The sequence below is a fragment of the uncultured Rummeliibacillus sp. genome (assembly GCF_934216135.1).
Taxonomy (GTDB): Bacteria; Bacillota; Bacilli; order Bacillales_A; family Planococcaceae; genus Rummeliibacillus.
Genome location: NZ_CAKQBI010000006.1, coordinates 51,422 through 77,666, shown reverse-complemented (window position 1 = coordinate 77,666; position 26,245 = coordinate 51,422). Strand labels below are relative to the sequence as shown.

The window sequence follows — 26,245 nt, the reverse complement described above, 5'->3', positions numbered from 1 at the left end:
CTATATAAATAGATGGCTATGGTATAATAATTCTATTATCGAAATACTGAAATGAGGGATTTAAGTGAGTCAATTAGAAGCATTAGACACTTACTTTACTAAACATCGAGATGAACATCTTGATGAGATGAAACAATTTTTATCTATTGCGAGCATCAGTTCTTTATCTGAGCACAAAGAAGATATGAAAAAGGCAGCTAATTTTCTTGGAGAGTCTATGAAGAGAGCTGGTCTTGAAAACATTCAAATCAATGAGACGGCTGGTCATCCAGTTGTAACAGCGGATTGGTTACACGCTGAAGGAAAACCAACTGTATTAGTTTATGGTCACTATGATGTTCAACCTGTAGATCCTTTGGAATTATGGGATAGCGAACCTTTTAAACCTGAAATTCGTGACAATATTTTATATGCACGCGGATCAAGCGATGATAAAGGACAAGTGTTCATGCATGTAAAAGTAATTGAAGGTTTGATGAAAGAAAATGGTGAACTACCTGTTAACGTAAAATTCTTAATCGAAGGTGAAGAAGAAATCGGAAGTGTACATCTTCCTGAGTTTGTTGAAGCTCATAAAGAAGATCTTGCAACAGACTTAGTATTAATCTCAGATACAAGTCTTTATGCACCAGGTCGTCCAGCAGTATGCTACGCATTACGCGGATTAACAGGTGTTCAAATTGACGTTCGTGCTGCTAAAGGAGATCTTCACTCAGGTATTTATGGTGGCGGTGTCCAAAACCCAATCCATGCATTAGCTGATATTCTATCTTCATTCCACGATGAACATGGCACGATTGCGGTAGACGGTTTCTACGATAAAGTCCGTCCAATTACAGCTGAAGAAAAAGCAGCTTATGAAGCATTAGATTTTGACGAAGAAGGCATTAAAGAAGAAGCTGGTGTCAAAGAATTATATGGCGAAGAAGGTTACACTTACCTTGAACGCACATGGGCTCGTCCAACTTTAGAAGTAAACGGTGTATTTGGCGGCTTCTCAGGTGAAGGTATTAAAACAGTTCTTCCTGCAACTGCTGGAGCAAAAATTACTTGTCGCTTAGTTCCTGATCAAGACCCTTACGAAATTGTTGAACAATTACGTGCACATATTGAAAAACATAAACCAGCTGGTGTGGACATTACAGTAACTGATTTCGATAAAGGGAAACCTTTTATCACTCCGCTTGATCATCCATATATTCAAGCTGCTGGTCGTTCATATGAAACTCAATATGACACAAAAACAGCCTATATTCGTGCAGGGGGTTCTATTCCAATCGTAGCTACATTTGACGAAATCCTAGAGGTGCCTGTTATCATGATGGGCTTTGCCTTATCAACAGAAAACTTCCATGCACCAAACGAACATTTCCACTTAGAAAACTTTGATAAAGGACTTCGTGTTATTAGTGATTACTATTACGAAATCGCCAATTTATCAAAATAGATTCTAAAAAAACCGGAATTCCTATTAATAGGAATTCCGGTTTTTTTAGCTTAAAAGGAAGGGTGAAAAAAATACCTTCACAATTATTCCTTTTCACCAAAGTTAGTAACAATTTCTTCAGCAGATTTACGTGGTTTTTCTTTAGGAATTGTATCAAAATAACCAAATTGAAGCATGCTGATAATTCGTTCTTCTGGTTTTACACCTAGTGCATCACGGAATTTTGGATTATCAATCCAGTTTGGTGTTTTCCAACATGCACCGATTCCACGGTCCCATGCTAATAATTGAATGTTTTGGATAAAGCCACTTGCTGCTGCAAAATCTTCATAACGTTCTTTTTGGCGAACGTCTTGAGGTACAATGACAAATGCATAAGCACCCGGGGTTACGAATTTTTGCATTTTCTTCGCAAGTACTTCTTCAGATAGCTCTTTCCAATCTGGCACTGCATATTCACGGATTAAATCTTTCAATTCATCTAATTCAGAGCCACTAGCTAATACAATTCGCCATGGTTGACGATTACCATGATTTGGCGCCCATACTGCAATATCAATGATTTCCATTAAATCTTCACGATCTACTGGTTGACCATTAAACATTTTAATAGAACGACGACCACGGATAGCTTCTTCAACAGATAAAGATTGTTCGTTCATCATAATCACTCCTAATACAATCACAATTTACATAGAATATACCTGGTATGTATATTACTAAAATCAACCTTACCACAATCTTTCTAAAATATAAAAGAACATAACTGCAAGGTTATATGACATCTATTTTGAAAAAGTAATATTTTATATTAGGTGTATATGCACTTGAATCTTCATATGTCCATAATCGATGATAACTGTTCGTTGTATGTGCATTCACGTATGGTACACCCTTAACAATACTTGTTATGATTAAGGTGTGATTAATTTTACCGTCACCATCAAAATCTAAAAAGATTAAATCCCCTAACTGTAATTCACTGACACTATCCACTCGTTTTCCGACTAATCCTGTTTTAGCCGTTTCTAAATACCAACGGAGCGCATTTGATGTCGTCCAGCTATAACTCCAAGTTCCACCTTTGATCCACCAACCCTTAGCACGATTAGGTGCACCCGTCATAGGAGCTCCACCTGCCAATAAACATTGTGAAATGTAATTTGTGCAATCATCATCGAATTTTGGAAAAGCAGGATTGAAACTGTTCCACCAACGATTAGCATATTCAACTGCCGCTTTCCTATTATACATAGCCCAAAACCTCCTGTTCTTACCTTATGTAAAAACAGCACTATTTGCTACTTATCCTTTAAAGAAAACCGATATCATTAGAAAGATCAAAAGAAATATTATATAGATTTCGTATGATTACATTTACTTTATTCGGTAAATATTTATATATTTATATCCAATTATGTCAATAATATAAACTCAAAATTATTAAAGAACACAATTCTTCATTTTTCCATGATGAAGTGACAAAAATCACATAATTTTTGGTACAATAAAAACAACTTAGTTGTATCTCTTATTTTTGTTTGAAAGGATGTTTGAATTGACTCAGCACGCTGAAAAAGAGATTGTTGAACCAACATTACTATGCGATCATAAAGGAAACTTAAATCCTGCTGCTATTGGGTATGCTAGAAAGCCTATTATCCAAAGTAATTTAAAGGGTCATTTCATGCGCAAGAAAAAGTGGAATTATTGGTGCATATTCGGTGACGATATTATGTTCTCGGCGACCATTAGTCATTTAGATTACGCAGCAGTATGTTTCGTTTATTTTCTCGAATATGAAACTCAAAGATATTTTGAAAAAACGATTACAATCCCTCTTGGTAGTCGTTTAAAAATGCCTGAAAATGTTTTGGAAACAATATCTCTAAATAATAGTGATATGAAAGTCCAAATATTATACTCTCAAGGAGAAACTCAAATGACGGTCACAATCCCTGACTTTGATGATGAACTTTTACACGCTGATTTAACAATCAAACATCCAGAAAGCGATGACTCACTTAATGTAGTGATTCCTTGGAATCGTCAAACATTCCAATTCACAGCCAAGCACCACTCATTACCAACAAGTGGCTATGTGAAAATTGGCGATAAACGATACAACTTTAACGAAGAAGATTGTTTTGCAGTATTGGATTATGGGCGAGGAATTTGGCCAAGAGAAGCTGTTTGGAATTGGGCAATGGCGTCACAAAGTTGTGGCAATCACCGTATTGCTATAAATTTTGGTGGTCAATGGACCGATGGAACAGGTATGACTGAAAATGCTCTGTTTATAGATGGGAAAATGCAAAAAATCCATGAAGACGTTATTTTTAAATATAATAGTCAAGACTTTATGCAACCCTGGCATATTCATACAAAATTCACCGATGATGTTCACCTTACCTTTACACCATTTTTTGAACGTGAAGCCTCAACAGATGTAAAACTAGTAAAATCTAAAGTTCATCAAATGGTGGGCTACTATGATGGACGTATTCGATTAGAGGATGGGTCTATTATGCCTATTCAACAATTACTAGGAACAATAGAAGAACATGTTGCGAAGTGGTAAAAAAAGAGAGGCCTATAAAATTAGACCTCTCTTTTTTTAGTTCATTTTCCAATTGTACTTTTTACTATATGCATGTCGGTACAGTTTTTCTGGATAATCTGTAAATACACCGTCTACTTCAATCTCTTCCATCAAATCGTAATCATTGGTTGTATTAACGGTGTATACTCGTACTGTATTGCCAGCATTAATGGCTTTTTTCGCAGATTCTCGTTTTGCTGCAACAAGTGAAATATGCAATGCAGTTGTACCAATCATTTGACCATATGCATCTAGATTTACTAATATTTTCATGAATAGTGCAGCCACTTCATTGGTAGGTGCCTTTTGAAGAACTCGTTCTACTATTTCATGGTCGAATGATGAAAATAAGACACGCTCCATCATCTCATGTGATTTCACTGTTTCAATAACATCATCTTCTAGACCTGGATATTCAAATACATCGGTTTTCAATTCAATATTAATCATATGATGTGTTGTTCTGAAAATATCAAGCACTTCATCGAGTGTAGGAATTTTCTCTCCAGTAAAATGCTGACCTTTCCATTTACCAAAATCATATGACCGAATTTCTTCAAATGTCATATCACGAATATAACCTTTCCCGTTCGAAGTACGGTCAATTTTTTCATCATGATTAATTACCAATACGCCATCCTTTGTACGCTGAACATCTAATTCAACGCCGTAAATCGGTAATTTTGCTGCTTCTTTAAAAGCAAGTAATGTATTTTCTGGATAATCACCTGATGCACCACGATGCGCGAATATTTTCATTTGTTTTCCTCCAGCAATTTTCTAGTTACTAAATACATCCTATCGCTAGAGCAAATTTTATACAATATTTAAACTTCATATCAACTACGCATTAGCGTATAGTTATAATTATTACCCTAGGATAAAGTGAAACTTCCATTAGTGGGAGCTTCATCTCCACTGATGGTTAGTTGAACCAATAGGGCTTTTATGGGCAGTTATTCCCCTACCCTCTTTGGTGGGAATTACTGCCCGTTTATTGCGACTTCCTTCAGTGGGGTTCCTACATACAGGACGTACAAGTGCCAACTTTGCCACAGGATTGGGCTCTAGTTGACTTCATCATATTTGGATAAAAAAAGGAGGCCAAATTTAATGACGCAACATCCGGATTTTAAAGAGGAAGAACAACATTTAGCTTATACAAAATACTATATGCAAAAATTATTAGACGAATCAAAACGAGACGTTCAAACTGCACAAGAAAATATTCGAACGGCAATGGCTGATTTAGATTACTTAGATTCAAGTTTAAGCTACCAAAATATTTTAACAAATGCTCGTTTCTTTGATATGGCCAAAAACCAAAGTGAAGGATTAGAGGCGATTCGTCAAAAGCCCTACTTTGCACGTATTCATTTCCAAAAAGAAGATGAACCCTCTGAAAAATTATATATCGGAAAAACATCACTTTTTGATCGCGAAACGCAAGAACCTATTATTGTAGACTGGCGTTCTCCAGTTGCTAATGTATATTACGATGGACGTCTTGGTGATTTAACTTATGAAGTAAATGGAGAAGAAAATAAAGGTCATCTTTACTCAAAACGTCAATATAAAATAGAAAAAGGTCGATTACTAGAAGTACGTGATATTGACCTCACTACAAATGACGAACTTTTGCAGGATGCTTTAGCTGGAAAGGCAGATGTTCGCTTAACAGAAATCGTTTCCACCATCCAAGCGGAACAAAACGAAGTTATTCGTGCACACTTAAAACAGCCAATTCTTGTTCAAGGGGCTGCAGGTAGTGGTAAAACTACGATTGCCCTACATAGAATCTCCTATTTTCTATATACAATGGGTGAACACTTCCGTGCACAAGATTTAATGATTTTAGCACCAAATAAATTATTTATAGATTATATTGCAGACGTTTTACCTGAACTTGGGGTCGGACAAATTTGCCAGACAACTTTTGCTGAATATGTACAAAATGCTACCCACATAAAGCTAAAATTACAGGATCCAAATAAGCAGCTAGAGGATTTAGTAAAACAAGACAAAATAGAAGAAACGACATTATGGGTTTCTAAAATGAAAGGAACTCTCGAATACAGAGATATAATGGCACGCTATGTAGCAAAACTAGAAGGTGCAATTGCTGATCAATTTGAAGATGTTTATATTGAAAAATACCGCATCTTAAAAGCTTCACATTTACGTCGACTATTTTTAGAGGATTATAACTACATGCCTTTAGAAAAACGATTAGCAAAAGTTCGCTCTGTGATGCAAAGTCATATTCGACAAAAGCGAAAACAACTTCTCTATACGTTAAAAAAACGCTATGATGCTGTTCTTGATAAAGCTCTGTTCGGCATTCGAGATGACGCAAAACGAAAAAAGGTTGTCACAAAATGGATTGATGAACGCGATGCAAGACTTCCTGCAGTAGAAAAAGAGTCAAAAACTGTTGTAACTCGTTATATGAAAAGGTTTGAAAAGTATAAGATTAAATCATTGTATCGCGAATTTTTGACGAATAGAGTCTTACAAGAAGAACTTGCACCGGAATGGTCTAAAAAAGAACATGATTTGTTTGAAGAAGTGCACAAAAAAGAAACGTGGGCTTTAGAAGATTTAGCTGCAATTTTCTATTTATATGCAAAGATTAAAGGCATCAAAGAGGAATGGAAGATGAAGGTAGTCTTTATCGATGAAGTGCAAGATTATAGCTTGTTTCAGCTTGCTGCTTTAAAAGAGGGACTTGAGACAGATATGTTCACAATGGTTGGTGACCTTGCACAAGGGATTCACAGCTATCGTTCATTGACAGATTGGGCACCCGTTCGTGAGCTTTTCCCTAGAGCTAGTTACAAAACATTGCAAAAAAGTTATCGTACTACAATTGAAATTATGGCTGTTGCTAATCGTATTTTAGAAAAAATGAAAGAAGATTTACCTTTAGTAGAACCCGTAGTTCGTCATGGGGATGAACCAACATTTCATGAAATGCAAAAGTTCGATACATCAAAAATCATTGAAATCTATGAACAAATTCGAAGTAAAGGACATCGCTCCATTGCTCTTATTTGTAAGACAACCATTGAAGCGAAAATGGCGACAAAAGCATTGCAAAAAACGTCAATTAAAGTGCAATCATTATCAGAGACATCTGAAATTGACCAAGATGCACTTTTGATCATCCCAAGTCATCTTGCAAAGGGGCTTGAATTTGATGCTGTCATAATTGCAGCAGTAGACCAACCATTCCGTGATACACCGATTGATCGTAAACTTTTGTATGTTGCAATCACTCGTGCTATGCATGAATTACATTTACTCGCTCCTAAAAAGGAAGATCTCTTGATTTAATCAAAAAAGCATGAAAACATCCATAAAGATGTTCTCATGCTTTTTTATTTTCTAGAAGGAATTGGATAATAACGTTTCTTATGACTTTTGCTTAAGTTTCGACTAAAGAGTTTTAGTAAAAATTGTGTGAAAAATTTTTTCTGTGAAACCTCATTCTTTGGTAATGCAGGCATCCTCATTCAATCCCCTCCAAAACCTATTATCATTTACTTCTATATTATGTTTTTTATTTAAAAAGTATACATATTAAATGTCAATTATTTATTAATTTTGTGTAAATTTTACCCTTGATGCCAAAGTTGTAAGTATTGGTATTTAGGCTCTCACAAAGTAATCTATTTGGTTTATTGGTGTAAATCCAGCTTTCTTGTACACACTAATTGCACTGTTATTATCAATTTCAACTTCTAGTAACACTTTGTATTGGTCAGATGTATATGCATAGTTTTTTACCCATTGTAAAATAGATGAGCCTATTCCTTGACCACGAATTATTGGATCTACTGTAAGTGCTGTAATCCATATACCCGTTTCATTTTCAACTAACGAAACTGTCCCAACTATTTCTTGGTTTCGTTCTACCATATAAAGTGATCGACCTTTAGTCGTTGTATTAAGTGAAATAAGTTCTTCAGTTTCTTCAGGCAGATCTCCAAAACCATCGTGCATTAATTGGATGAGTTTATTTTTATCTTCCTCTTTAAAAAAGCGAACATGAATAAGATTGGAAACTTCACTTTTTTCTGAAGGGGCTTGCAATGTAGCTTCTGAAGAGTTGTATTCATAGCCTTGTTGGTGCAAAAACTGATGTCCAACTTCATCTGCAAAGGATACAGCCATATCGCCTGTTGCTCCTCTTTCATTTAGGGCATTTTTTAAACCATCTACAAGCACTCTTCCAATACCCATTCTGCGGTATTCTGGGTGTACAACTACAGTCCATTCATATGTATTTAATCCAAATAAATCGTTGGCCACTATGAATCCTAAAAGTTGGTCTTCTTCACTATATGCTAGAATAACAAAACCTATATTCTTATAATTCCCCCAATCATTGCAATTTGTTAATGGCGAAATATCTTGATGATATTGCTCTTTAGTTTTTTGTATTATGTCCATCATTTCCTTTATGGTCAATTCATCAATAGGAAATGATGCTTTCATTAGATAAATATTCAACTATAAGTCCTCCGTTTTGTAATAGTTTTGAAATATAAATGATATAAAAATATTATTTTACCCTACTTTTATTCATGCGACTAAAGGTATAGAATATCGCTTTGGAGGCTAAAAATAATGACGAAAAAAAGATTAACCTGGGTCGATGCAACAAAAGGTTTTTTAATGTTGCTTGTAGTAATAGGTCATTATCCAAAACAACTGGATTATCCTTTACTAACATATATTTATTGGTTCCATATGCCTGCATTTTTTGTTCTTAGCGGCTTATTTTTTAGACCAGCTGATTCTAGTACCTCTATGATTCAATCTATCAAAAAAAGATCTATACAATTACTAGTGCCTTATATATTCTTTATATTTATCATAACATGTCTTCGCTATGGATTAGCTTTTTTGACAGGGCACATAGATATTGAATATTATAAACATGATTTACTTACTATTCTTTTTGGTGGGCGTTTTGCTCGTGGCTCATACGGAGTAATTTGGTTTATCACTACATTATATTTTACTTATATTGCATTTTTATTTGTTACCCGTTATTTAAATCGTATAAACCAAGTTTTATTTATTACACTCTGCTATATAATTGCCCAATTAGAAAGTTTTTATGTAGTGAATATTGTAGGTGGGTCTGTCGATGAAGCATCCCAAACTATTTTAGTACCTTGGAACTTAGATGTAGTACTCATTGCAATTGGCTATTTTGCAATCGGTTATTTTGCAAAAGAAATTTTCTTACACATAAAACTCCCCTTATGGATTACATGTACATCTATTTCTATAATGGCTATGAGATTAACCTGGAACGAAGAATTAGACTATCATCTTAGTATGAAATTTATTCGCTACAGTCATCCAATATTAGATATCGCACTACCTATTGCATTTCTAGTGATGATTTTTGGACTATTCCAATTTATATCGAAGTATATTCGCCTGAAGGTGTTGGAGTTTATTGAAATGCATTCTATTACAATTATGTATCTGCACATATCAGTAGATAAATTGATAAACGATTTTATAGAATACGAATTGTTAGGCTATACATTGATTTGCCTATTCATCCCACTAATCATTTCCGTATTCATGCAACGGTTCATGCCTTATGCTACTTTGTTAATGGGTAATTTTCGATTTAAAAAAGTGGCAAGATCGTAAAACAAGCATGCATTTATTTTCAAATTTAACCGTTCAAAAGCAAATTAAATTACTTTTGAACGGCTTATTCAAAACAAGTCTTAGCTTATAATGTTGACTGTTGTAACATTTGATAGAACACGCCTTTTTTAGCTATCAATTTTTCCCTTTCCCCTGATTCTATTAACTTTCCTTTTTCCATAACTAATATAAGGTCAGCTTTTCTAATTGTATTTAATCGATGCGCAATGACCAAACTTGTACGGCCCTCCATTAATCGCTCTAAAGCCTCTTGAATCTCTAATTCCGTTACTGTATCAATACTGCTAGTTGCCTCGTCTAACAAAAGAATAGCCGGATTGGCCACCAATGCTCTTGCAATGGATAACAATTGCCTTTGACCTTGACTAATTTCTCCTCCATCTGCAGTTAAAACGGTATCATAACCGTTTGGTAATGACATGATAAAATTGTGTGCATTAGCTTTTTTTGCTGCATTAACAACGTCATCATCGGTTGCTTGAAGTCTTCCATAACGAATATTTTCTTTAATAGTTGCTTCAAACAAAAAAGGCTCTTGAAGGACAAACGCCATTTGGCTTCTCAAATTTTGTCGAGAGATTGTTTGGATTGGACAATCATCGATTAAAATACGTCCTTGTTGAGGATCGTAAAAACGAGCAAGTAACTGCATAATAGTTGTCTTACCAGCCCCCGTAGCACCAACTAAAGCAACTGTTTGTCCTTTTTTCACATGAAAGTTAATATGCTCTATTGTTGCTATATCTTCCTCTAAATTATATTGGAAAGATACATCTTCAAATGTTACATCTCCTCGAATTTCGCGTATTAACTCGCCTTTTCCTTGGTCTTGCTCCTCTTTTTCATCCATTATCGTAAATACTCGTTCTGCACCAGCTATAGCTGACAGTACATTATTAAACTGGTTCGATAAATCATTCAAAGGTCTTGTGAATTGTCTAGCATATTCAGAAAAAACAACAATTGTTCCAATAGAAACATAACCTTTTAATGCTAGAATTCCACCGACTCCTGCAACAATTGCAAAGCTGGTATTATTTAATAAGTTCATCGTTTTCGGAATTGCACCTGAGTATACATTTGCCCAATACCCTACTCTACGTAAATCACTACTTTTGTTAGCAAACTCATCAATCATCCGTTGTTCTTGAGAAAATGCCTTAACTACCCTTTGACCAGAAATGGTCTCTTCAATCATTCCATTAAGTAATCCTAAAGCTTGTTGTTGTGTTTTAAATAATTTCCCTGTCCTTCTCGTAATCCAACGAGTAGAAACAAACATAACAGGAATAATTAGCATCGTTAAAAAAGTCAGTAGCGGACTCATTGAAAACATTACTACCAAAGTTCCAACTAACGTTATAACACTCGAAAACACTTGGATAAATGTACTATTTAAGGTGGAACTAATATTATCCATATCATTGGTCATACGACTCATCAATTCGCCATGTTGCCTTTTATCGAAGAATGCAATTGGTAATCGTTGAAACTTTGCAAATAGTCCTGTTCGCATTCGATATACCGTTTGTTGTGCGATTCCAATCATCCAATAATTTTGCAAAAATATTGAGATAGACAATCCAATATAAACAAATATCAGAACTAAAATCATACTTTTTAAACCTGTAAAATCTTTTTTTATCATATGGTCATCAATTATTTTACCGATTAGATATGGACCTAATAATGATAAAATTGAACTTATAACGACCATTAGCAAAATGATGATTAACAAAGCCCTTTGTTCATCTACGATTTTCCAAATTCGACCTAATGTTTTTCGCCAATCGCTTGCCCTTGCGCCTTTTCTCTTTTTTGAAGATTGAATATCTTCTTTAGTTAAAACAGGTTCATATATATATGATCGCAGCTTTGATTTAATCATCACCTTTTACCCCCAGTTCCATTTGGGATTGCGCAATTTTTTTATATAAAATTGAACTTGCTATTAACTCTTTATGTGTTCCAAATGCAGAAAGAACACCATCCTCTAATAATATAATTCGATCTGCACCTTTAGCTGTTCGTATTTTCTGTGTTACCACAAGCATCGTTGCTTGTTCCTCTTCTAACGCTTTCCATAACGCAGACTCTGTTTTTACGTCTAGAGCGCTTGTACTATCATCAAACAATAGAAACTCAGGTTTTCGTAAAATTGCTCTTGCTATAGATAGTCTTTGTTTTTGACCACCAGATAAATTAACGCCTTTTTGACCTACACGTGTTTGATATCCATTTTGAAAGTCCATTATGGAATCATAAATTTGAGCTTGTTTTGTGGCTTTTATTACTTCTTCTTTTGTCGCCTTTGTTTTCCCCCAAGTAATATTGTCAAAAATAGTTCCTGTAAATAACAATGACCGCTGTGGTACATATCCGATTGACTGACGAAGATTCTTTAAATTCCATTCTTTAATGTCTACGCCATCGACTAATATACGACCTTCTTCTACTTCATAAAATTTGGTGATAAGCTGCAATAACGTTGATTTTCCAGAACCAGTTGCACCCATAATGGCGATTTTCTCACCCTTTTTACAGCTAAATGAAATATTCTTCAATACGTATCTGTCTGTTTGTGGATATTTAAACGAAACATTTTCAAATACAATTTCGCCTTTCTTATATGGTGCCTCTATTTTTGTAGGTAAAACAACTTCCTCTATTCCATCCTTGATCAATAGTATTTCTTCCATACGAGTTGCCGATGCTTTCGCACGTGAAAAAAGTGTAATGATAAAAGCAAACATTGAAAACGAACCGGTCATACGCATTGTATAATTGACTATCGCTGCTATATCTCCAATATTGGTTTTCCCGTTTTGAATTTGCCCTGCTCCAAACCATAAAATAGCTAACATCGCAATATTCATCACGATTAATAATATAGGCTGGATATATTCCATTAAACGTAAGGCACTTGACGTATCTTTTTTTAATGCACTTGCAACCTTTTCAAAGCGACTCACTTCATATAAACCTCGTAAATAAGCTTTTACTAAACGCATCGCTTGTAAATTTTCTTGAATCATTCGATTTACACGATCTACTTTATGTTGAACTAATGCAAAATGACCGATACTCTTCTTCACCATCATATACATAAAAACCGCAAGAACTGGTATTCCAATGCATAAATAAATGGCCAATGATGCGTCCACATAAAATGCCATAATTAAACTACCTAAAACTACTAAAGGTGCTCTCAACATAATACGTAAACTCATAAAGAATACCTGTTGCACTTGTGTTACATCATTTGTTAACCGTGTGATTAAACTTGCAGAAGGAAATTGAAGAAAAGTTGCCATTGTAAATGATTGAACCTTTTTAAACAGTGCATTTCGCAAATCATAAGCAAAATTTTGTGCAGCATACCCTGCAAAAAAAGAATTACAAATACCTGCCAAGAAAGCAAGTAATGCAAGAAACATCATAATTGACCCCCATAGCCAAATCGTATGACTTTCCCCTACAACGATTCCTTCATCTATTATTTTTCGAATAAGTAATGGTTGCGTAAGCTCTACAGCTAATTCAACAAACATTAGCATAAGCGCTATAATAGTAGATAACCTATACCTTTTTATGTATTGAAATATCGTATTCAATGATAAACTCCTTTCTTACGGTTCCATATAATTATTTTTAAAAAATTCGAATTTTCTTTAACTACGTAATACATTTTACTGTTTTTTTATACTAAAGATATGAATAGAAAAAAAACGAGAATACAGCAAAATAATTGTAATTAGCAAATTTTCCAAATACAATGGTAATAATAAAGTAGCATACAATTAAGAGATTGTTAGCATAAACGGCTTAAATAATTTGATAATTATACTCTTTCATAACACTAACTCTACCCTTAGTCATTTATGCGAATAAGCATTACGTTCTATATAGCAAATTTATTATCTATATTTTTACAATACGTATTACTTAACTCTAAAATTATTAACTATATATATACTACTGTATTCACAAAAATAAATTTAAAACTCTCCATTATTATTGTCCTAAAAAATTTTTTCTTTAACTCTCATTCTATTACTAATGACTTATCACTTTCTATTTACTATAATAATAAATATAGAAAACTCAAGGAGACTTAGAATTCATGAATGATATTCAAACAATTTTTCAAGCTGCTAATCCTGTATTAAACCAAACACCCTATCCAATGATGATTTTGAATTCTGAAGGCCTAGTTGTTGTTTGGAACCGTCAAGCAGAAAAGACATTTGGTTATAAACAAGAAGAAGTAATTGGAAATTTCACTCCCTTTATAGAAAAGGAAAGGACAAATCTATATAAAGAATTATGGCAAGAAATTATTCATTCTACAGAATTGTTTCAACTAGAACCTATTGCTGTACATACTAAGAGTGGAGAAATTTTGAATATTCCCATCACCTTCAAATCATTTACCATTGATAATAGCCGGTTAATTTTTTGTCAATTTATAATGGCTTCATCAGAACAGAAAAAAATTGGATCTTTCAATGAGTTTTCAAGTATTCGTGAAGGTTTAGAATCTTCCTTTATGATGCTATCTATTGATAACGAAGGGTTAATTACATACGCGAATGATCTATTTTTAAAATATAGCAATTGGACACCGAAACGAATAATAGGAAAAAGTTTTTGGAAAATGTTCCCTGAGCAATCTGATGGTACTACAATAGCGGATACAATATGGGGAGAATTGACTAAAGGAAAAATATGGAAAGGAGAAGTTGAAAAAATAACAAAAGATGGACAATCCTATTGGGTCGACCTTACGGCAATTCCAATCTATACTTCTTCTCAAACACCTTCTAGCTTCATAACACTTGAAAATAATATTACGGAGAAAAAAATCTTACAAAACCGATTAGAGAAAATCGCCTATATCGATCATGAAACCGGTCTTATGAACCGATATCGCTTAGAACAAATTGTTAACGAAATGATTGCAGAAAATCATCATTTCTCTTTTGTCTATTTTAGCATTGATCAATTTTATTCTTTAAAAGAATTATATAACAATCAAGCAGAAAAAGTTTTACTTCAAGAATTTACACAAAGAATGAAGATGTTTTTCCAAGATAGTTCAATGGCACGTATTAATACCAATGAATTTGTTGTGATAACTCCACTTGGCGAATGGTTTATCCAAGGTTTCCTATCTTATTTGGAACAACATCCGATTTACGTAAATGGTCGAGTTCTTCCCCTTTCAATCAGTGGTGGAATTACAAAATATCCAGATGATCAAGTGTCCTTTACTCATTTGATGAAAGCATCACATGCTGCCATTCAAAAAGTACAGGCTGAAGGTGGTGGCAACATTGTTAGTCTATCAAAAGCTGATCATAAAGCATTACATACAAAATCAGTTATTGAAAAGCGTTTACTTGTTGCGTTAGATAAAAAAGATTTAAAAGTCTTATATCAACCACAACTAGATTTAAAATCTGGTAGAATCACTACCGTGGAAGCTTTAGTTCGTTGGGATGATGAAGAAATTGGATCTGTTCCGCCAGATATACTAATTCCTATAGCTGAAGAAACTGGATTAATCAATGATATTGGTTCATTCATGTTGGAACAAGCTTGTCAACAAGCTGCCGAATGGCACAAAAAAGGGATTGATCTTAAGGTAAGTATTAACTCATCTGTAAGAGAGTTTCGAGATAAAAATATGGTCAAACAAATACGTAAAATTCTTGAGGAAACTGGTTGTCCTACTGAATTATTGCGTATCGAAATTACAGAAAAATTTGCACTTGAAGCTGAAGCTGAAGCATCTATTATTCAACAAATGAAGCAATTGCAAAATGATGGAATTGTATTTGTTCTAGACGATTTTGGTACTGGTTATGCATCTTTCAGATATATGCAATTATTACCATTATCTCAACTTAAAATAGATCAAGCATTTATTTCTTCTATTCAATATCAACCAAAAAGCCAAAAGTTGATCCAAGGTATTATTCATTTTGGAAAATCGCTTAATATGCGCGTCCTTGCAGAAGGTGTTGAAACACAAGAACAGCAAGATATACTTACGGAATTTGGATGTGATGCAATTCAAGGATTCCACGTCAGCCGACCGATTGAGGCATCAGAAGTCGTAAAATTATTATAATTATTGCGCACTGCATTCCTTATAAATTTTAAAAGCGATTGGATTCACTTATTAGAATCCAATCGCTTTATTTATGAAGAAGATTTTACTAATTTCGCTTTTCTTTTACGTATTGCATTAAAGATTAACTGCATAAATACCTCTGCAAACACTAATCCCATCACAATTGCACCTGATATAATAAATACCCTTGCAGCATATTGTATGCTCTCTGGATAATCATTTTCAACAATTGTTCTCATCGCATTATATGCTAGTCCTCCCGGCACAAGCGGAATAATCCCCGCAACACTGAATACAATCATCGGTGTTTTGAATTGTCGTGCTAATATATGTGCAACAATTGAAATGATAAAGGCACCAGCAAATGACGCAAATACCTCATCTACACCTTGTCGGATAAATGCATAATAGATCATCCACCCCATCATACCAACTAAACCACAATGGAATAATGTCCTTTTTGGTGCATTAAAAATAATGCCAAAAGCGGCTGTCGCTATAAAACTAAGTATCCCTTGAACAACCCAATCCATAAATCTCCTCCTAAAATGACAACACAAGTGCTATACCCGCGCCAATTGCAAAAGCCGTTAAAAGTGCCTCCATTCCTTTAGCAACCCCTGATACAAAGTGACCTGCCATTAAATCTCGTACAGCATTTGCTATTGGCAAACCAGGTACTAATGGCATAACAGAACCGATGATAATTTTATCTAGCTGATATCCTAAACCTGCTTTATACACTAAAACAGATAGTAATCCAACAAATAACGATCCGGTAAATTCAGCAAAAAATTTAACCTTTGTCAAAGAATGCATTGCTAAAAAAATGAGGTATCCAATTCCCCCAATTACCATTGCTGAAGGAAAATCCACCCATGTCCCATTAAACAAAATTAAAAAGCAGCCACTGGCAATTGCCGAAGCTAAAACTTGTACCCAGATTGGAAAGAATAAATCAGTATGTTCAATCTTTATCAATTCGCTATAAGCTTCTTCTAGAGTAATTACACCCGCAGTTAACTTTCTAGAAACAGAATTAATAAACGCTATTTTTTCCAAATCTGTTGTACGACTTGAAATCTGTGCGATTCTTGTGGGTCTTTTATGCCCCGCAGAAAATATAATACCAGTAGGCGTAACAAAACTTTGGGCATCTGTTAAACCTTGTGAAATTGCCATTCTAAGCATTGTATCTTCTGCACGGTATGTTTCCGCACCACTTTGTATCAGTAACCGTCCTGCGAGAAGAAAACAATCGATTGCTAATTCTTCTTGGGCTGTTTCAATCAATTCCCCTCTCACCTCTTCATAAATTTGACTATTTTTAAATTATTTTAACAAAAATGAAATTTTTCTAAATTTTTTATCCTCTTTTAAGCCCTAATAAGTTAGAATGAAATTATCAACAATAAAGGAGGAAGTTAGGAAGTGACCACCATTCATCCAAAGAAAAAACCACGTTGGGTCGACCTTCTACTAATTTGTGCGATCCTATCATTAACTGTTCTCACCATTTTTCTAGTTAGTATGCGAAATGGCAATATCTCTTCCAACGATCATGAACATACTGCATTGGCTGCATCAGCAGATATAGTGAAAGAAAAGACAAAGTATAATGGTATTTACATTGTTACTGAAAAATCCACCAATAAAAATGCACCTTATACCATTCAATATCCGAAGACATCCAGTAAAGTATTCAATCAATCTGTAAAAGATACTATACATAAAGTACGCGACCAATATTTAAAGGATATGGAAAAGTCACTCCAAAAAGATGATCAAATAGCTGGCAATCTGTCTATTACATACAAAACTATCATACACAAGAAAAAATATTACACATTTGTTTTAACACAATCTATATATATCGGTAAAGATTCTAAGCAAAAAACTGTAAAGACCTTTATGTACGATCAAAAAAATAATAAGCAAATCTTACTTCAAGATGTTATTCCGTCTCAAAAAAGCTTAACACAATTAGCTAATGCTGTTAAAGACGCAATGAGTAAGGACAAAGAACTGAAAAATATTATGAACACGCCTTCTATTAAAAAAGCAACAAAACCACTTTGGATAAACTTCGAAAACTATTCTCTTACCGATCAAACACTGACTATTTACTATAATAGCAGTATATTATCCAAAAATATTACAAAGATAAAAGCTGTTCATATTCCTTTATCTTCTATTAATAACATAGTTGCACAACCATATAAAGTAAAAGTTAAAAAAGCTGTACAGAAGAAACCTACAAAAGTCGTAGCCTTAACATTTGATGATGGCCCAAGTAATACAGTAACACCTAAAGTATTAAAAATATTAAAGAAACACCATGCAAAGGCAACCTTTTTCATGGTCGGTTCTCAAGTAAATGCTAATCCTAAAATTGCTAAACAAGTTTGGAAAGAAGGACATGAAATTGGAAATCACTCCTACACACATGCCAACTTGAAGCAACTAACAAATGCGCAAATTAAAAAACAATTATCAATGACAAACAAAGCAATCCATAAAGCGACAGGACATAACCCTACTCTCTTTAGACCTCCGTATGGATCTGTAGACAACAGGGTTCGCTCACAGACGAAACTTCCTACTGTTTTGTGGAGCGTCGATACAAGAGATTGGGAACATCGTAATTCAAAAAAACTCTTATCCTATGTTAAGAAATATACTTATCCTGGGGCCATTGTTTTAATGCATGATATTCATATGCCAACAGCAAATGGGCTTGACAATGTACTTAACTATCTGGAAAAACAGGGGTATACATTTGTTACTGTCTCAGAACTAAATAATATGGAAAAGAAAAAATAAGAAAGGGCCATTCTAAAAGTTCACCTTAAGTCTGTGAATTTTTAGAAGCCCTGTTTATATGCTTACCCCTTTACAATATTTGTTGAGCGGTGTTTCGTTTCTATAATAGTGACTCCTCGATGTTTCATTTCACGTATATACGCTTCTCCTGGGACAATTTTTTCTGGTGGAAATACTCCACTCGCAGCAATTGTACCATCACCAATTAGTTGGGCAACAACTGAAATAGTATTTGCTGTGGCTAACGCCATCGCAGTTTCATTATTTTCTGCATCTTTATAAGTGACCATTTCATATTCATAAGTAACTGCTTCTTCATTACGTTCACCTTTTACTAGAACACGTAATAATACAACATCTCGCTTTTTACCAAGTTCTAATTTACTTTGTAATACTTCTCGTAGTACATCTCTTGCCTTTACTTTGTTCCCATCAACGTTTACTTCTGTATCCTTACTCGTTAATCCTAAATCCACGAGTAACTTAAACTTCTCTGCATGTCCAGAATAACGGATTGTTTTATATTCTAAAGTTTGAATATCAGGGAATGATTGCGTTAACGTTGATAATCCTCCTGATGTATGGAAAGCCTCTAATCCCTTAAATCCTTTGAAATAGACAGGTTCAATTTCAGATAAAGAAGGAATTTCACGTAATACCCCGTCCCTAACAACATAGGAAGGATCAGTATAATGGTCAAAAACGCCCTCTAACGAAAATACAACGTTATATTCTAAAGGAGGCTCCTTCTCCACCGGAATACCGCCTACATATATTTTAATCTCTTTAACAGCATCTAATTTAGAAGCTCCAAAGCCAGCTAGAATATTAATCATTCCAGGTGCAACGCCTAAATCTGGAATAATTGTTATACCTTTTGCTTTTGCTTCAGAATCAAGCTTCAATATTTTATCCGTTACCCCACCAATATGACCACCTAAATCAACAGAGTGGACCCCTATCTCAACTGCTGTCCGAGCCACTTTTTCATTGAACTTATAAAATAGCGCATTCACAACAACATTTGCTTTCGACATTACAATTTTAAGTTGTTGATCATCTGAAGCATCTAATTTTAAAACTTCAATTTTATCAGTTTGAAGTTTATCAGCAAATTCCTGTGCTTGGACAACGTTTAAATCTGCTAAAAAAACCTTTTCAACATTAGGATTTCTTACTAAATCACGTGCAACTTCTTTTCCCATTAGACCAGCACCCAAGACTGCAACTTTCATATTATGATCCCCCTTGGTCAATATAGATTTTAGAACTTACTGTACTCTTTATATCTTTATGCATAACGCCGGACCTACATGTGTTATCTCACAAGTAAATAAATAACGTTTTATACTAGTTGAAATCATTATTATCTACTTTAAGCAATATATTTCTATTTTTATATTTTCTCTACAAAAAGGTTATTCCCTCTTTTTATAACAATTAAATTTAGAATTGTTGTTGAAACTTTTCTTCATATCACTTCGTATTTATACTTAAATTGAAGAGTTAAATTAAACTGGAGGTATAGAAATGAATAATCATGAAATTGATTACAAACTACATGGCGATGATATGCAATTTGTAGAGGTTGAATTAGATCCAAACGAAACAGTTATTGCTGAAGCTGGTGCATTAATGATGATGGAAGATGGCATTCGAATGGAAACACTATTTGGAGATAGCTCCAATAGTGGTGCTGGTGGCTTTATGAGTAAACTTATGGGGGCTGGCAAACGTTTAATCACTGGTGAAAGTTTATTTGTAACAACCTTCACTAACGAAGGAATGGGTAAAAAACATGTTTCGTTTGCAGCACCTTATCCAGGGAAAATCATTCCAATGGATTTAAGCGTATTTAATGGCAAAATTATTTGTCAAAAGGATGCATTTCTTGCAGCGGCTAAAGGTGTTTCAATCGGAGTCGAATTTCAAAGAAAGTTAGGTACTGGATTCTTCGGTGGCGAAGGATTTATTATGCAAAAATTAGAAGGCGACGGTATGGCTTTTGTCCATGCTGGAGGTACAATTATCCGAAAAGATCTTCAACCGGGCGAAAAGCTTCGAGTCGATACAGGATGTCTTGTCGCAATGACAGGCTCTGTCGACTATAATATTGAAGCAGTTGGCGGCGTAAAAACTGCATTATTCGGTGGTGAAGGGCTATTCTTTGCAACTCTTAGTGGTCCTGGTACAGTATGGATTCAATCATTACCATTTAGCCGTTTAGCAAGTCGAGTATTCGCAGCAGCTCCCCAAACTCCAGGAGGTCCTTCTTCTGATGAAAAAGGGCTTGGTGGTTTCTTTAACATGTTTAGTGATAACTAGTCTTCAACGGGAAACTAATTGTTCCGTAGAGATGTAGTACCACACTACAAAACCAAAAAGTGTATAACATATTTGTGCTTCACATTATTTTCTTGAAAAGAAGATAGTGTGGAGCATTTTATTTTTTCTAAAAGTATCTGTTATGAATCATCCTATAGACTTACATCAATAATCTCTTTCTTGAATGTCCATTTATAAAAATGGGTAGTATGTTAGCATATCTTGTCGAACTATCACTAGAAAAATTCATTATTGGAGGTCCATTATGGGAGACAAAAAACAACCAGATGCTAATCTAAAAGGAACCTTTTTCTTTGTAATAGCACTAGGCATTTTTATCATTATGACTTGGTCATCTATTCTAAAAATATATCTTGATCGGTTTTAAATTTTATTTAGGAATTGGAAAGAAGGTTAGTTAATGCATCTACACAAATATGAGAAATATTGGCTTATTTTTGGTGGTGCCTCTCTTATTGTATTTCTCTTAATAACGGGTATAATGGCATTCCATTATGGGAGCCATCCACCAAGTTCTATAAAAACGATCAACTATGAAAAAGTTGATGAAATCGCTCCTTTCAATAATCCTGGCGTCCACAGAGTATCAGGGAAGGATTGGGATTATGAGGTGGTATTAGTAGCCTCCGCTTTTTATTATAATCCAGCTGAATTGCATGTTCCTAAGGGATCAAAAGTTAAATTCATCATTACTTCTAAAGATGTCATTCATGGATTTGAAGTTGCTGGTACGAATGTCAATATGATGGCAGAGCCCGGATATATCTCTGAATATACGACAACTGTTGATAAAGCTGGTGACTATTTAATTGTTTGTAACGAATATTGTGGTGTGGGACATGCTCAAATGCATTCAATGTTAAAGGTGGTGGATTAAATGAAGAAACAAAAGCAAAAACCAACAGAAAGTTTTTCTGCTAAAACTGCTGGTGTATTAAAAGTAGACAACAAAGATGCTCATCTCGTATTAGCTCACATGTATGTTGCATTTATAGCTCTACTTTTGGGAGCTACTGCAGGGCTTCTGCAAGTACTTGTTCGCTCGGGGTATTTTGAACTACCTGCACCATTAGGTTATTATCAAATTCTAACGATTCACGGTGTATTATTAGCCCTTGTCTTCACTACCTTTTTTATCCTAGGCTTTCAAACTGCTGCTGTAAGTAGAACTTCTGGTGCACTTTCAGATACACAAAGAATACTCGGATGGATTGGTTTTTGGCTAATGACGATTGGGACAATTATGGCAACCATTATGATTTTACTAAATGAGGCATCTGTTCTTTATACTTTTTACGCTCCTTTAAAAGCACATTGGATCTTCTATCTTGGGTTAGCACTACTTATTATTGGATCGTGGGTTGATCTTATGGGACATTGTCTACGTTGGGAACAATGGCGTAAAGAGAATCCGCGCAAAACTACTCCCTTAATATCTTTTATGGCTGTTTGTAATAGCTTACTCTGGGTAGTCGCAACTTTAGGGGTAGCAATTGAAGTCGTATTCTTACTATTACCTTGGTCCTTCGGCTTAGTAGAACGTGTAGATGTATTATTGACCCGAACTCTGTTTTGGTATTTTGGACATGCTCTTGTCTACTTTTGGTTATTACCAGCATACATGGTATGGTATTGTGTTATTCCTAAAATTATTGGAGGAAAAATATTTTCAGATGGATTAGCTCGATTGTCATTTATCATGTTCATATTATTTTCTATTCCAGTGGGAATTCACCATCAACTAACAGACCCCGGAATTGATAGTCCATCAAAATATATACAAGTTGTTTTAACGATGATGGTTGTTATCCCGTCTATGATTACAGCTTTTTCTATGTTCGCGACATTTGAGATGCGTGGTCGTGAGCTTGGTGCAACCGGTTTGTTTGGTTGGCTAAAAAAGTTGCCTTGGGGCGATGCTCGTTTTCTTGCACCATTTGTAGGTATGGTTGCTTTTGTCCCTGGTGGGGCTGGTGGTATTATCAATGCCTCATTCCAGATGAACCAAGTTGTTCATAATACGATTTGGGTAACTGGTCATTTCCATTTAACTCTCGCCACAACTGCCGTTTTGACATTTTTCGGCGCATCCTATTGGTTAATACCACATTTAACAGGAAGAATCTTCACTCCCTCATTGAATAGATTAGGAATCATTCAAACAATTTGTTGGGCTGTTGGTATGTTATTTCTGGCGATTGGCATGCATTTTGAGGGGTTGCTGGGCGCACCAAGAAGGTCCGCTTTTTCTAACTATGGCGGTGCTGAAATCGCAGAGACTTGGGCATCGTATCAAATTGCTCAAGCAATTGGAGGTACATTCTTATTTATAGGAATAATTATTTTTCTTTATATTTGTGTAAGCCTGTGGTGGTTTACACCTAAAGGTGAGCAAGAATTTCCAATCGCTGAATTGGCTCCTCAAGCTGAAAAGACGCCTCCCATATTGGAAAATTTTAAAGTATGGATTGTTATATTAGCTGCTTTAATCCTGATTGCCTATACATTTCCGATTTACAATATCATTGAGAATTCCCCTATTGGTTCAAAAGGTTTTAAACTTTGGTAAACATCAGCTTAAGTTAATGTCATTTAAATTTCATGGTCTAGATGTGTTCTAAAATAAAAATACGCTTCTTCATTAAAATGGAGAAGCGTATTTTTATATTGAACTACTACATCTTATTCAAATTTCCCTTATTTAAGATTCATGTTATTAGTTATATTAAAAATTTTCCATTATTGTTATTTTAAATGTTATAATAATTCTAAATTTATCGAAGGAGTGACGAATATGAAAAGATTCATACAAACTTTCAACATTAAATCGGAGGACATACTGTCTTAATTTTTGAGAGTTTGACCTCCGATATCCTATTTAATCGGAGGAAAAAAATTGAAGATACAAAATATCTATTATACTGTTACGAGTTTACGCTCATTGTTCATACAAATTGTATTTACGGTTAATGCACTCTATTATGTTGTAGATGCCAATCTTAATGCTCTCCAACTTGTTCTTATAGGCACAATTCTAGAAGCCACTATTTTTTTATTTGAAATACCTACAGGGTTAATAGCAGATCATTTTGGTCGTAAGCGATCATTATTCATCGGAACTTTAATCATTGGTATTGCACATGTGTTTGAAGGGACTTTTCCTTCATTTTGGTCAATTGCCATTGCTTCTGGACTATGGGGTATTGGTTGGACATTTATAAGTGGTGCGGAAGAAGCTTGGATCGCAGATGAACTAAATGGAAAAGACTTAAATTCTGTATTTTTGAAAGGTGCACAGTTTGAATCATTGGGGCAATTTCTAGGTATTTTAATTAGCGTTTGCCTAGCTACACTATTCTCGGTCAAGATTTCGATTATTATTGCGGGTATAATGCTCATCCTATTGTCTTTGGGCGCGTTTTTAATCATGCCAGAAACAAAGTTTATCAAAGTAACTCATTCAAAAGATATTACGACAATCCGTCATTTATTCATTACGATTCGAGATGGTGCTAATCAAATTCGAGGCAATACGATACTCATAAGTTTGGCAGTTATAACCGTACTATGGGGATTAGCAAGTGAAGGTTACGATCGGCTATGGGGAGCACGTTTTATCGAGGACTTCCATTTATCTGAAGAAACATCTGTCTATTGGTTTGGTGCTTTTTATGCCTTTACCTTTTTGCTGAATATGATTATTTTGAAATATATAGAACGTCACATTCATAAAAACTATTCTGTAATTCTTCTAATTACAAATAGTTTGTTAACCATTATGGTACTTATTTTTGCTTTTAGCTCATATTTTACGCTCGCAATCATAACATATTTGATGGCTAGCACTTTACGAAAAGTTTATTACCCTATATCCAGTACAATGACCAATGAAAGACTAGCATCAAAAGGTAGAGCTACAGCTTTGTCGATGTTCGGCCAATTGGATGCCATTGGACAAATTGTTGGTGGCCCCATTATTGGTGTAATAGCATTATACACTTCTATCTCTTACGGAATTGCATCTTCAGCTTTACTCATTTTACCTATTATTCTTTGTCTTTTCGTGATGATTAAAAAGGAAAACTAACACAAGAAAGTGCTGTCCAATCCTTGAATTGGTGCAGCACTTTCTCGTTATCAAGAGTTATAGTTCGTCAAAACCATTGTCTTGAACATTGACTTTCACATATTGACGTGAACGTTGCTCGAAGAAATCCGTTTTGCCAAGGTCCACATCTTCGTAAGCTTTGATCCATTTCATCGGATTTTTGCGATATCCTTCAAATGGACGTTCGTAACCAAGTTGGTTGCAACGAACATTTGCGTAAAAGTATATATAATCTTCTACATCTTCAATATCTAGACCATCAATTTTATCCCCTATCACTTCTCGACCCCATTCAATTTCAAGCTCAGCCGCTTCACGGAAGATTGCTTCTACTTTTTCTGCTCGTTCAGCTGTATTAAACTCTGGGTATTCCTCTAACAATTGTTTATATATTTTCACAAACAGATCTACATGCAATTGTTCATCACGGTTAATGTAGTTGATCATTGTACTTGTTGCGACCATTTTTTGATTGCGTGCCAAGTGATAAAAGAATGAAAAGCCCGAATAGAAGAATAGACCTTCTAGAATAACATCATACACAATCGAATCTAGCATATGCTCTACAGTTGGTTCTTCTGCGAATTGTTTATATCCTTTGATCACAAAGTCATTACGCTTTTCAAGAACAGGTTCAGTACGCCAGAAATCGAACACTTCATCTTGCTCATCTTTTGAAACAAGGCTAGACAAAATGTAAGAATAAGAATGATTATGAATGACTTCTTGTTGCGCCAAAATAATCATCAATGCGTTGAGACTTGAATCTGTTAAATAATCAGCAATACGGCCTGCATAATCGGTTTGGATACTATCTAGCAATGCTAGTAAACCAATAATCTTCTTAAACGCTTGCTGTTCATCAGTTGTTAACTGTGGAAATTGTTTGATATCGTTACTCATATTAATCTCAAATGGTGTCCAGAAGTTACCTAGCATTTTTTTATATTTTGGATATGCCCAACTAAATTGAACATCATCCCAGTTTAGTATATTAGAAGAACGGCCATTGACAATTTTAGTTGAGCGGTTCGGTGCTTCTTTATCCATTAACACACGTTTTTTTACTTCAGTCATTTT

Annotated in this window: 21 protein-coding genes; 11 read left to right on the top strand and 10 right to left on the bottom strand. The window is 34.7% G+C overall.

The annotated features are described in order from the left end of the window. The first annotated feature begins 64 nt into the window (after positions 1–64). Positions 65–1,447, top strand: a complete 1,383-nt coding sequence (locus Q0977_RS05745; RefSeq protein WP_124217719.1) for a dipeptidase — start codon at positions 65–67, stop codon at positions 1,445–1,447. 83 nt (positions 1,448–1,530) lie between these two features. On the opposite strand, the gene Q0977_RS05740 is transcribed toward Q0977_RS05745, so the two are convergent. Both Q0977_RS05740 and Q0977_RS05735 read right to left on the bottom strand, forming a co-directional pair. Next, positions 1,531–2,109, bottom strand: coding sequence for a nitroreductase (locus Q0977_RS05740; RefSeq protein WP_119413990.1), 579 nt, complete (start codon positions 2,107–2,109; stop codon positions 1,531–1,533). 112 nt (positions 2,110–2,221) lie between these two features. Continuing rightward, positions 2,222–2,701 carry an amidase domain-containing protein gene (locus Q0977_RS05735; protein WP_124217720.1) on the bottom strand — a complete coding sequence of 160 codons (480 nt, stop codon included), beginning with the start codon at positions 2,699–2,701 and terminating at the stop codon, positions 2,222–2,224. A 304-nt stretch (positions 2,702–3,005) separates the two neighbouring features. Between Q0977_RS05735 and Q0977_RS05730 the strand changes: the two genes are divergently transcribed. Continuing rightward, entirely contained in the window at positions 3,006–4,028 is a 1,023-nt protein-coding gene (locus tag Q0977_RS05730) for a DUF2804 domain-containing protein (protein WP_119413988.1), read from the top strand. A 36-nt stretch (positions 4,029–4,064) separates the two neighbouring features. On the opposite strand, the gene Q0977_RS05725 is transcribed toward Q0977_RS05730, so the two are convergent. Further along, complete coding sequence (locus tag Q0977_RS05725) at positions 4,065–4,808, bottom strand: glycerophosphodiester phosphodiesterase (RefSeq protein WP_299511290.1); 744 nt, start codon at positions 4,806–4,808, stop codon at positions 4,065–4,067. 354 nt (positions 4,809–5,162) lie between these two features. Between Q0977_RS05725 and helD the strand changes: the two genes are divergently transcribed. Further along, positions 5,163–7,385: an RNA polymerase recycling motor HelD gene (helD, locus tag Q0977_RS05720; RefSeq protein ID WP_299511288.1), complete on the top strand. Its 2,223-nt coding sequence runs from the start codon at positions 5,163–5,165 to the stop codon at positions 7,383–7,385. A gap of 315 nt (positions 7,386–7,700) precedes the next feature. Here the strand turns inward: helD and Q0977_RS05715 are convergent, their stop codons facing one another. Next, entirely contained in the window at positions 7,701–8,564 is an 864-nt protein-coding gene (locus Q0977_RS05715; RefSeq protein ID WP_299511286.1) for a GNAT family N-acetyltransferase, read from the bottom strand. Between the two features lie 117 nt (positions 8,565–8,681). On the opposite strand from Q0977_RS05715, the gene Q0977_RS05710 reads away from it, so the two are divergent. Then, the gene (locus Q0977_RS05710) at positions 8,682–9,728 is read left to right on the top strand and encodes an acyltransferase family protein (RefSeq protein WP_299511284.1); all 1,047 of its coding nucleotides are present in this window, start codon (positions 8,682–8,684) and stop codon (positions 9,726–9,728) included. 85 nt (positions 9,729–9,813) lie between these two features. On the opposite strand, the gene Q0977_RS05705 is transcribed toward Q0977_RS05710, so the two are convergent. Then, on the bottom strand, positions 9,814–11,637 hold the full coding sequence (locus Q0977_RS05705) for an ABC transporter ATP-binding protein (protein WP_299511282.1): 1,824 nt from the start codon (positions 11,635–11,637) through the stop codon (positions 9,814–9,816). After that, positions 11,630–13,363 carry an ABC transporter ATP-binding protein gene (locus Q0977_RS05700; protein ID WP_299511280.1) on the bottom strand — a complete coding sequence of 578 codons (1,734 nt, stop codon included), beginning with the start codon at positions 13,361–13,363 and terminating at the stop codon, positions 11,630–11,632. Before Q0977_RS05700 ends, Q0977_RS05705 begins: the two co-directional genes overlap by 8 nt. A 509-nt stretch (positions 13,364–13,872) precedes the next feature. Between Q0977_RS05700 and Q0977_RS05695 the strand changes: the two genes are divergently transcribed. Continuing rightward, positions 13,873–15,885, top strand: a complete 2,013-nt coding sequence (locus tag Q0977_RS05695; protein WP_299511278.1) for a bifunctional diguanylate cyclase/phosphodiesterase — start codon at positions 13,873–13,875, stop codon at positions 15,883–15,885. A gap of 71 nt (positions 15,886–15,956) precedes the next feature. Here the strand turns inward: Q0977_RS05695 and Q0977_RS05690 are convergent, their stop codons facing one another. Both Q0977_RS05690 and Q0977_RS05685 read right to left on the bottom strand, forming a co-directional pair. After that, complete coding sequence (locus tag Q0977_RS05690) at positions 15,957–16,421, bottom strand: threonine/serine exporter family protein (protein ID WP_119413980.1); 465 nt, start codon at positions 16,419–16,421, stop codon at positions 15,957–15,959. Between the two features lie 10 nt (positions 16,422–16,431). Continuing rightward, a complete protein-coding gene (locus Q0977_RS05685; protein ID WP_119414061.1) occupies positions 16,432–17,178 on the bottom strand; it encodes a threonine/serine exporter family protein in 747 nt (248 codons plus the stop codon). 141 nt (positions 17,179–17,319) lie between these two features. Here Q0977_RS05685 and Q0977_RS05680 point away from each other — a divergent pair, with 141 nt between their 5' ends. Beyond that, on the top strand, positions 17,320–18,711 hold the full coding sequence (locus Q0977_RS05680) for a polysaccharide deacetylase family protein (protein ID WP_299511275.1): 1,392 nt from the start codon (positions 17,320–17,322) through the stop codon (positions 18,709–18,711). Between the two features lie 62 nt (positions 18,712–18,773). On the opposite strand, the gene Q0977_RS05675 is transcribed toward Q0977_RS05680, so the two are convergent. Next, a complete protein-coding gene (locus tag Q0977_RS05675) occupies positions 18,774–19,946 on the bottom strand; it encodes a saccharopine dehydrogenase family protein (protein ID WP_119413978.1) in 1,173 nt (390 codons plus the stop codon). A 295-nt stretch (positions 19,947–20,241) separates the two neighbouring features. Between Q0977_RS05675 and Q0977_RS05670 the strand changes: the two genes are divergently transcribed. The 5 genes from Q0977_RS05670 (at position 20,242) to Q0977_RS05650 (ending at position 25,144) form a co-directional block, all read left to right on the top strand. Beyond that, positions 20,242–21,036, top strand: a complete 795-nt coding sequence (locus tag Q0977_RS05670) for a TIGR00266 family protein (RefSeq protein WP_119413977.1) — start codon at positions 20,242–20,244, stop codon at positions 21,034–21,036. 265 nt (positions 21,037–21,301) lie between these two features. Further along, positions 21,302–21,424, top strand: coding sequence for a cytochrome c oxidase subunit 2A (locus Q0977_RS05665; RefSeq protein ID WP_119413976.1), 123 nt, complete (start codon positions 21,302–21,304; stop codon positions 21,422–21,424). A gap of 33 nt (positions 21,425–21,457) precedes the next feature. Then, positions 21,458–21,934 carry a cytochrome c oxidase subunit II gene (locus Q0977_RS05660; RefSeq protein ID WP_119413975.1) on the top strand — a complete coding sequence of 159 codons (477 nt, stop codon included), beginning with the start codon at positions 21,458–21,460 and terminating at the stop codon, positions 21,932–21,934. Continuing rightward, positions 21,935–23,626 (top strand): b(o/a)3-type cytochrome-c oxidase subunit 1, encoded by a 1,692-nt coding sequence (locus Q0977_RS05655; RefSeq protein ID WP_119413974.1) that lies wholly within the window; start codon positions 21,935–21,937, stop codon positions 23,624–23,626. Between the two features lie 327 nt (positions 23,627–23,953). Next, the gene (locus Q0977_RS05650; protein WP_119413973.1) at positions 23,954–25,144 is read left to right on the top strand and encodes an MFS transporter; all 1,191 of its coding nucleotides are present in this window, start codon (positions 23,954–23,956) and stop codon (positions 25,142–25,144) included. A gap of 57 nt (positions 25,145–25,201) precedes the next feature. Here the strand turns inward: Q0977_RS05650 and Q0977_RS05645 are convergent, their stop codons facing one another. Then, positions 25,202–26,242 carry a ribonucleotide-diphosphate reductase subunit beta gene (locus tag Q0977_RS05645; RefSeq protein WP_119413972.1) on the bottom strand — a complete coding sequence of 347 codons (1,041 nt, stop codon included), beginning with the start codon at positions 26,240–26,242 and terminating at the stop codon, positions 25,202–25,204. Positions 26,243–26,245: the final 3 nt, after the last annotated feature.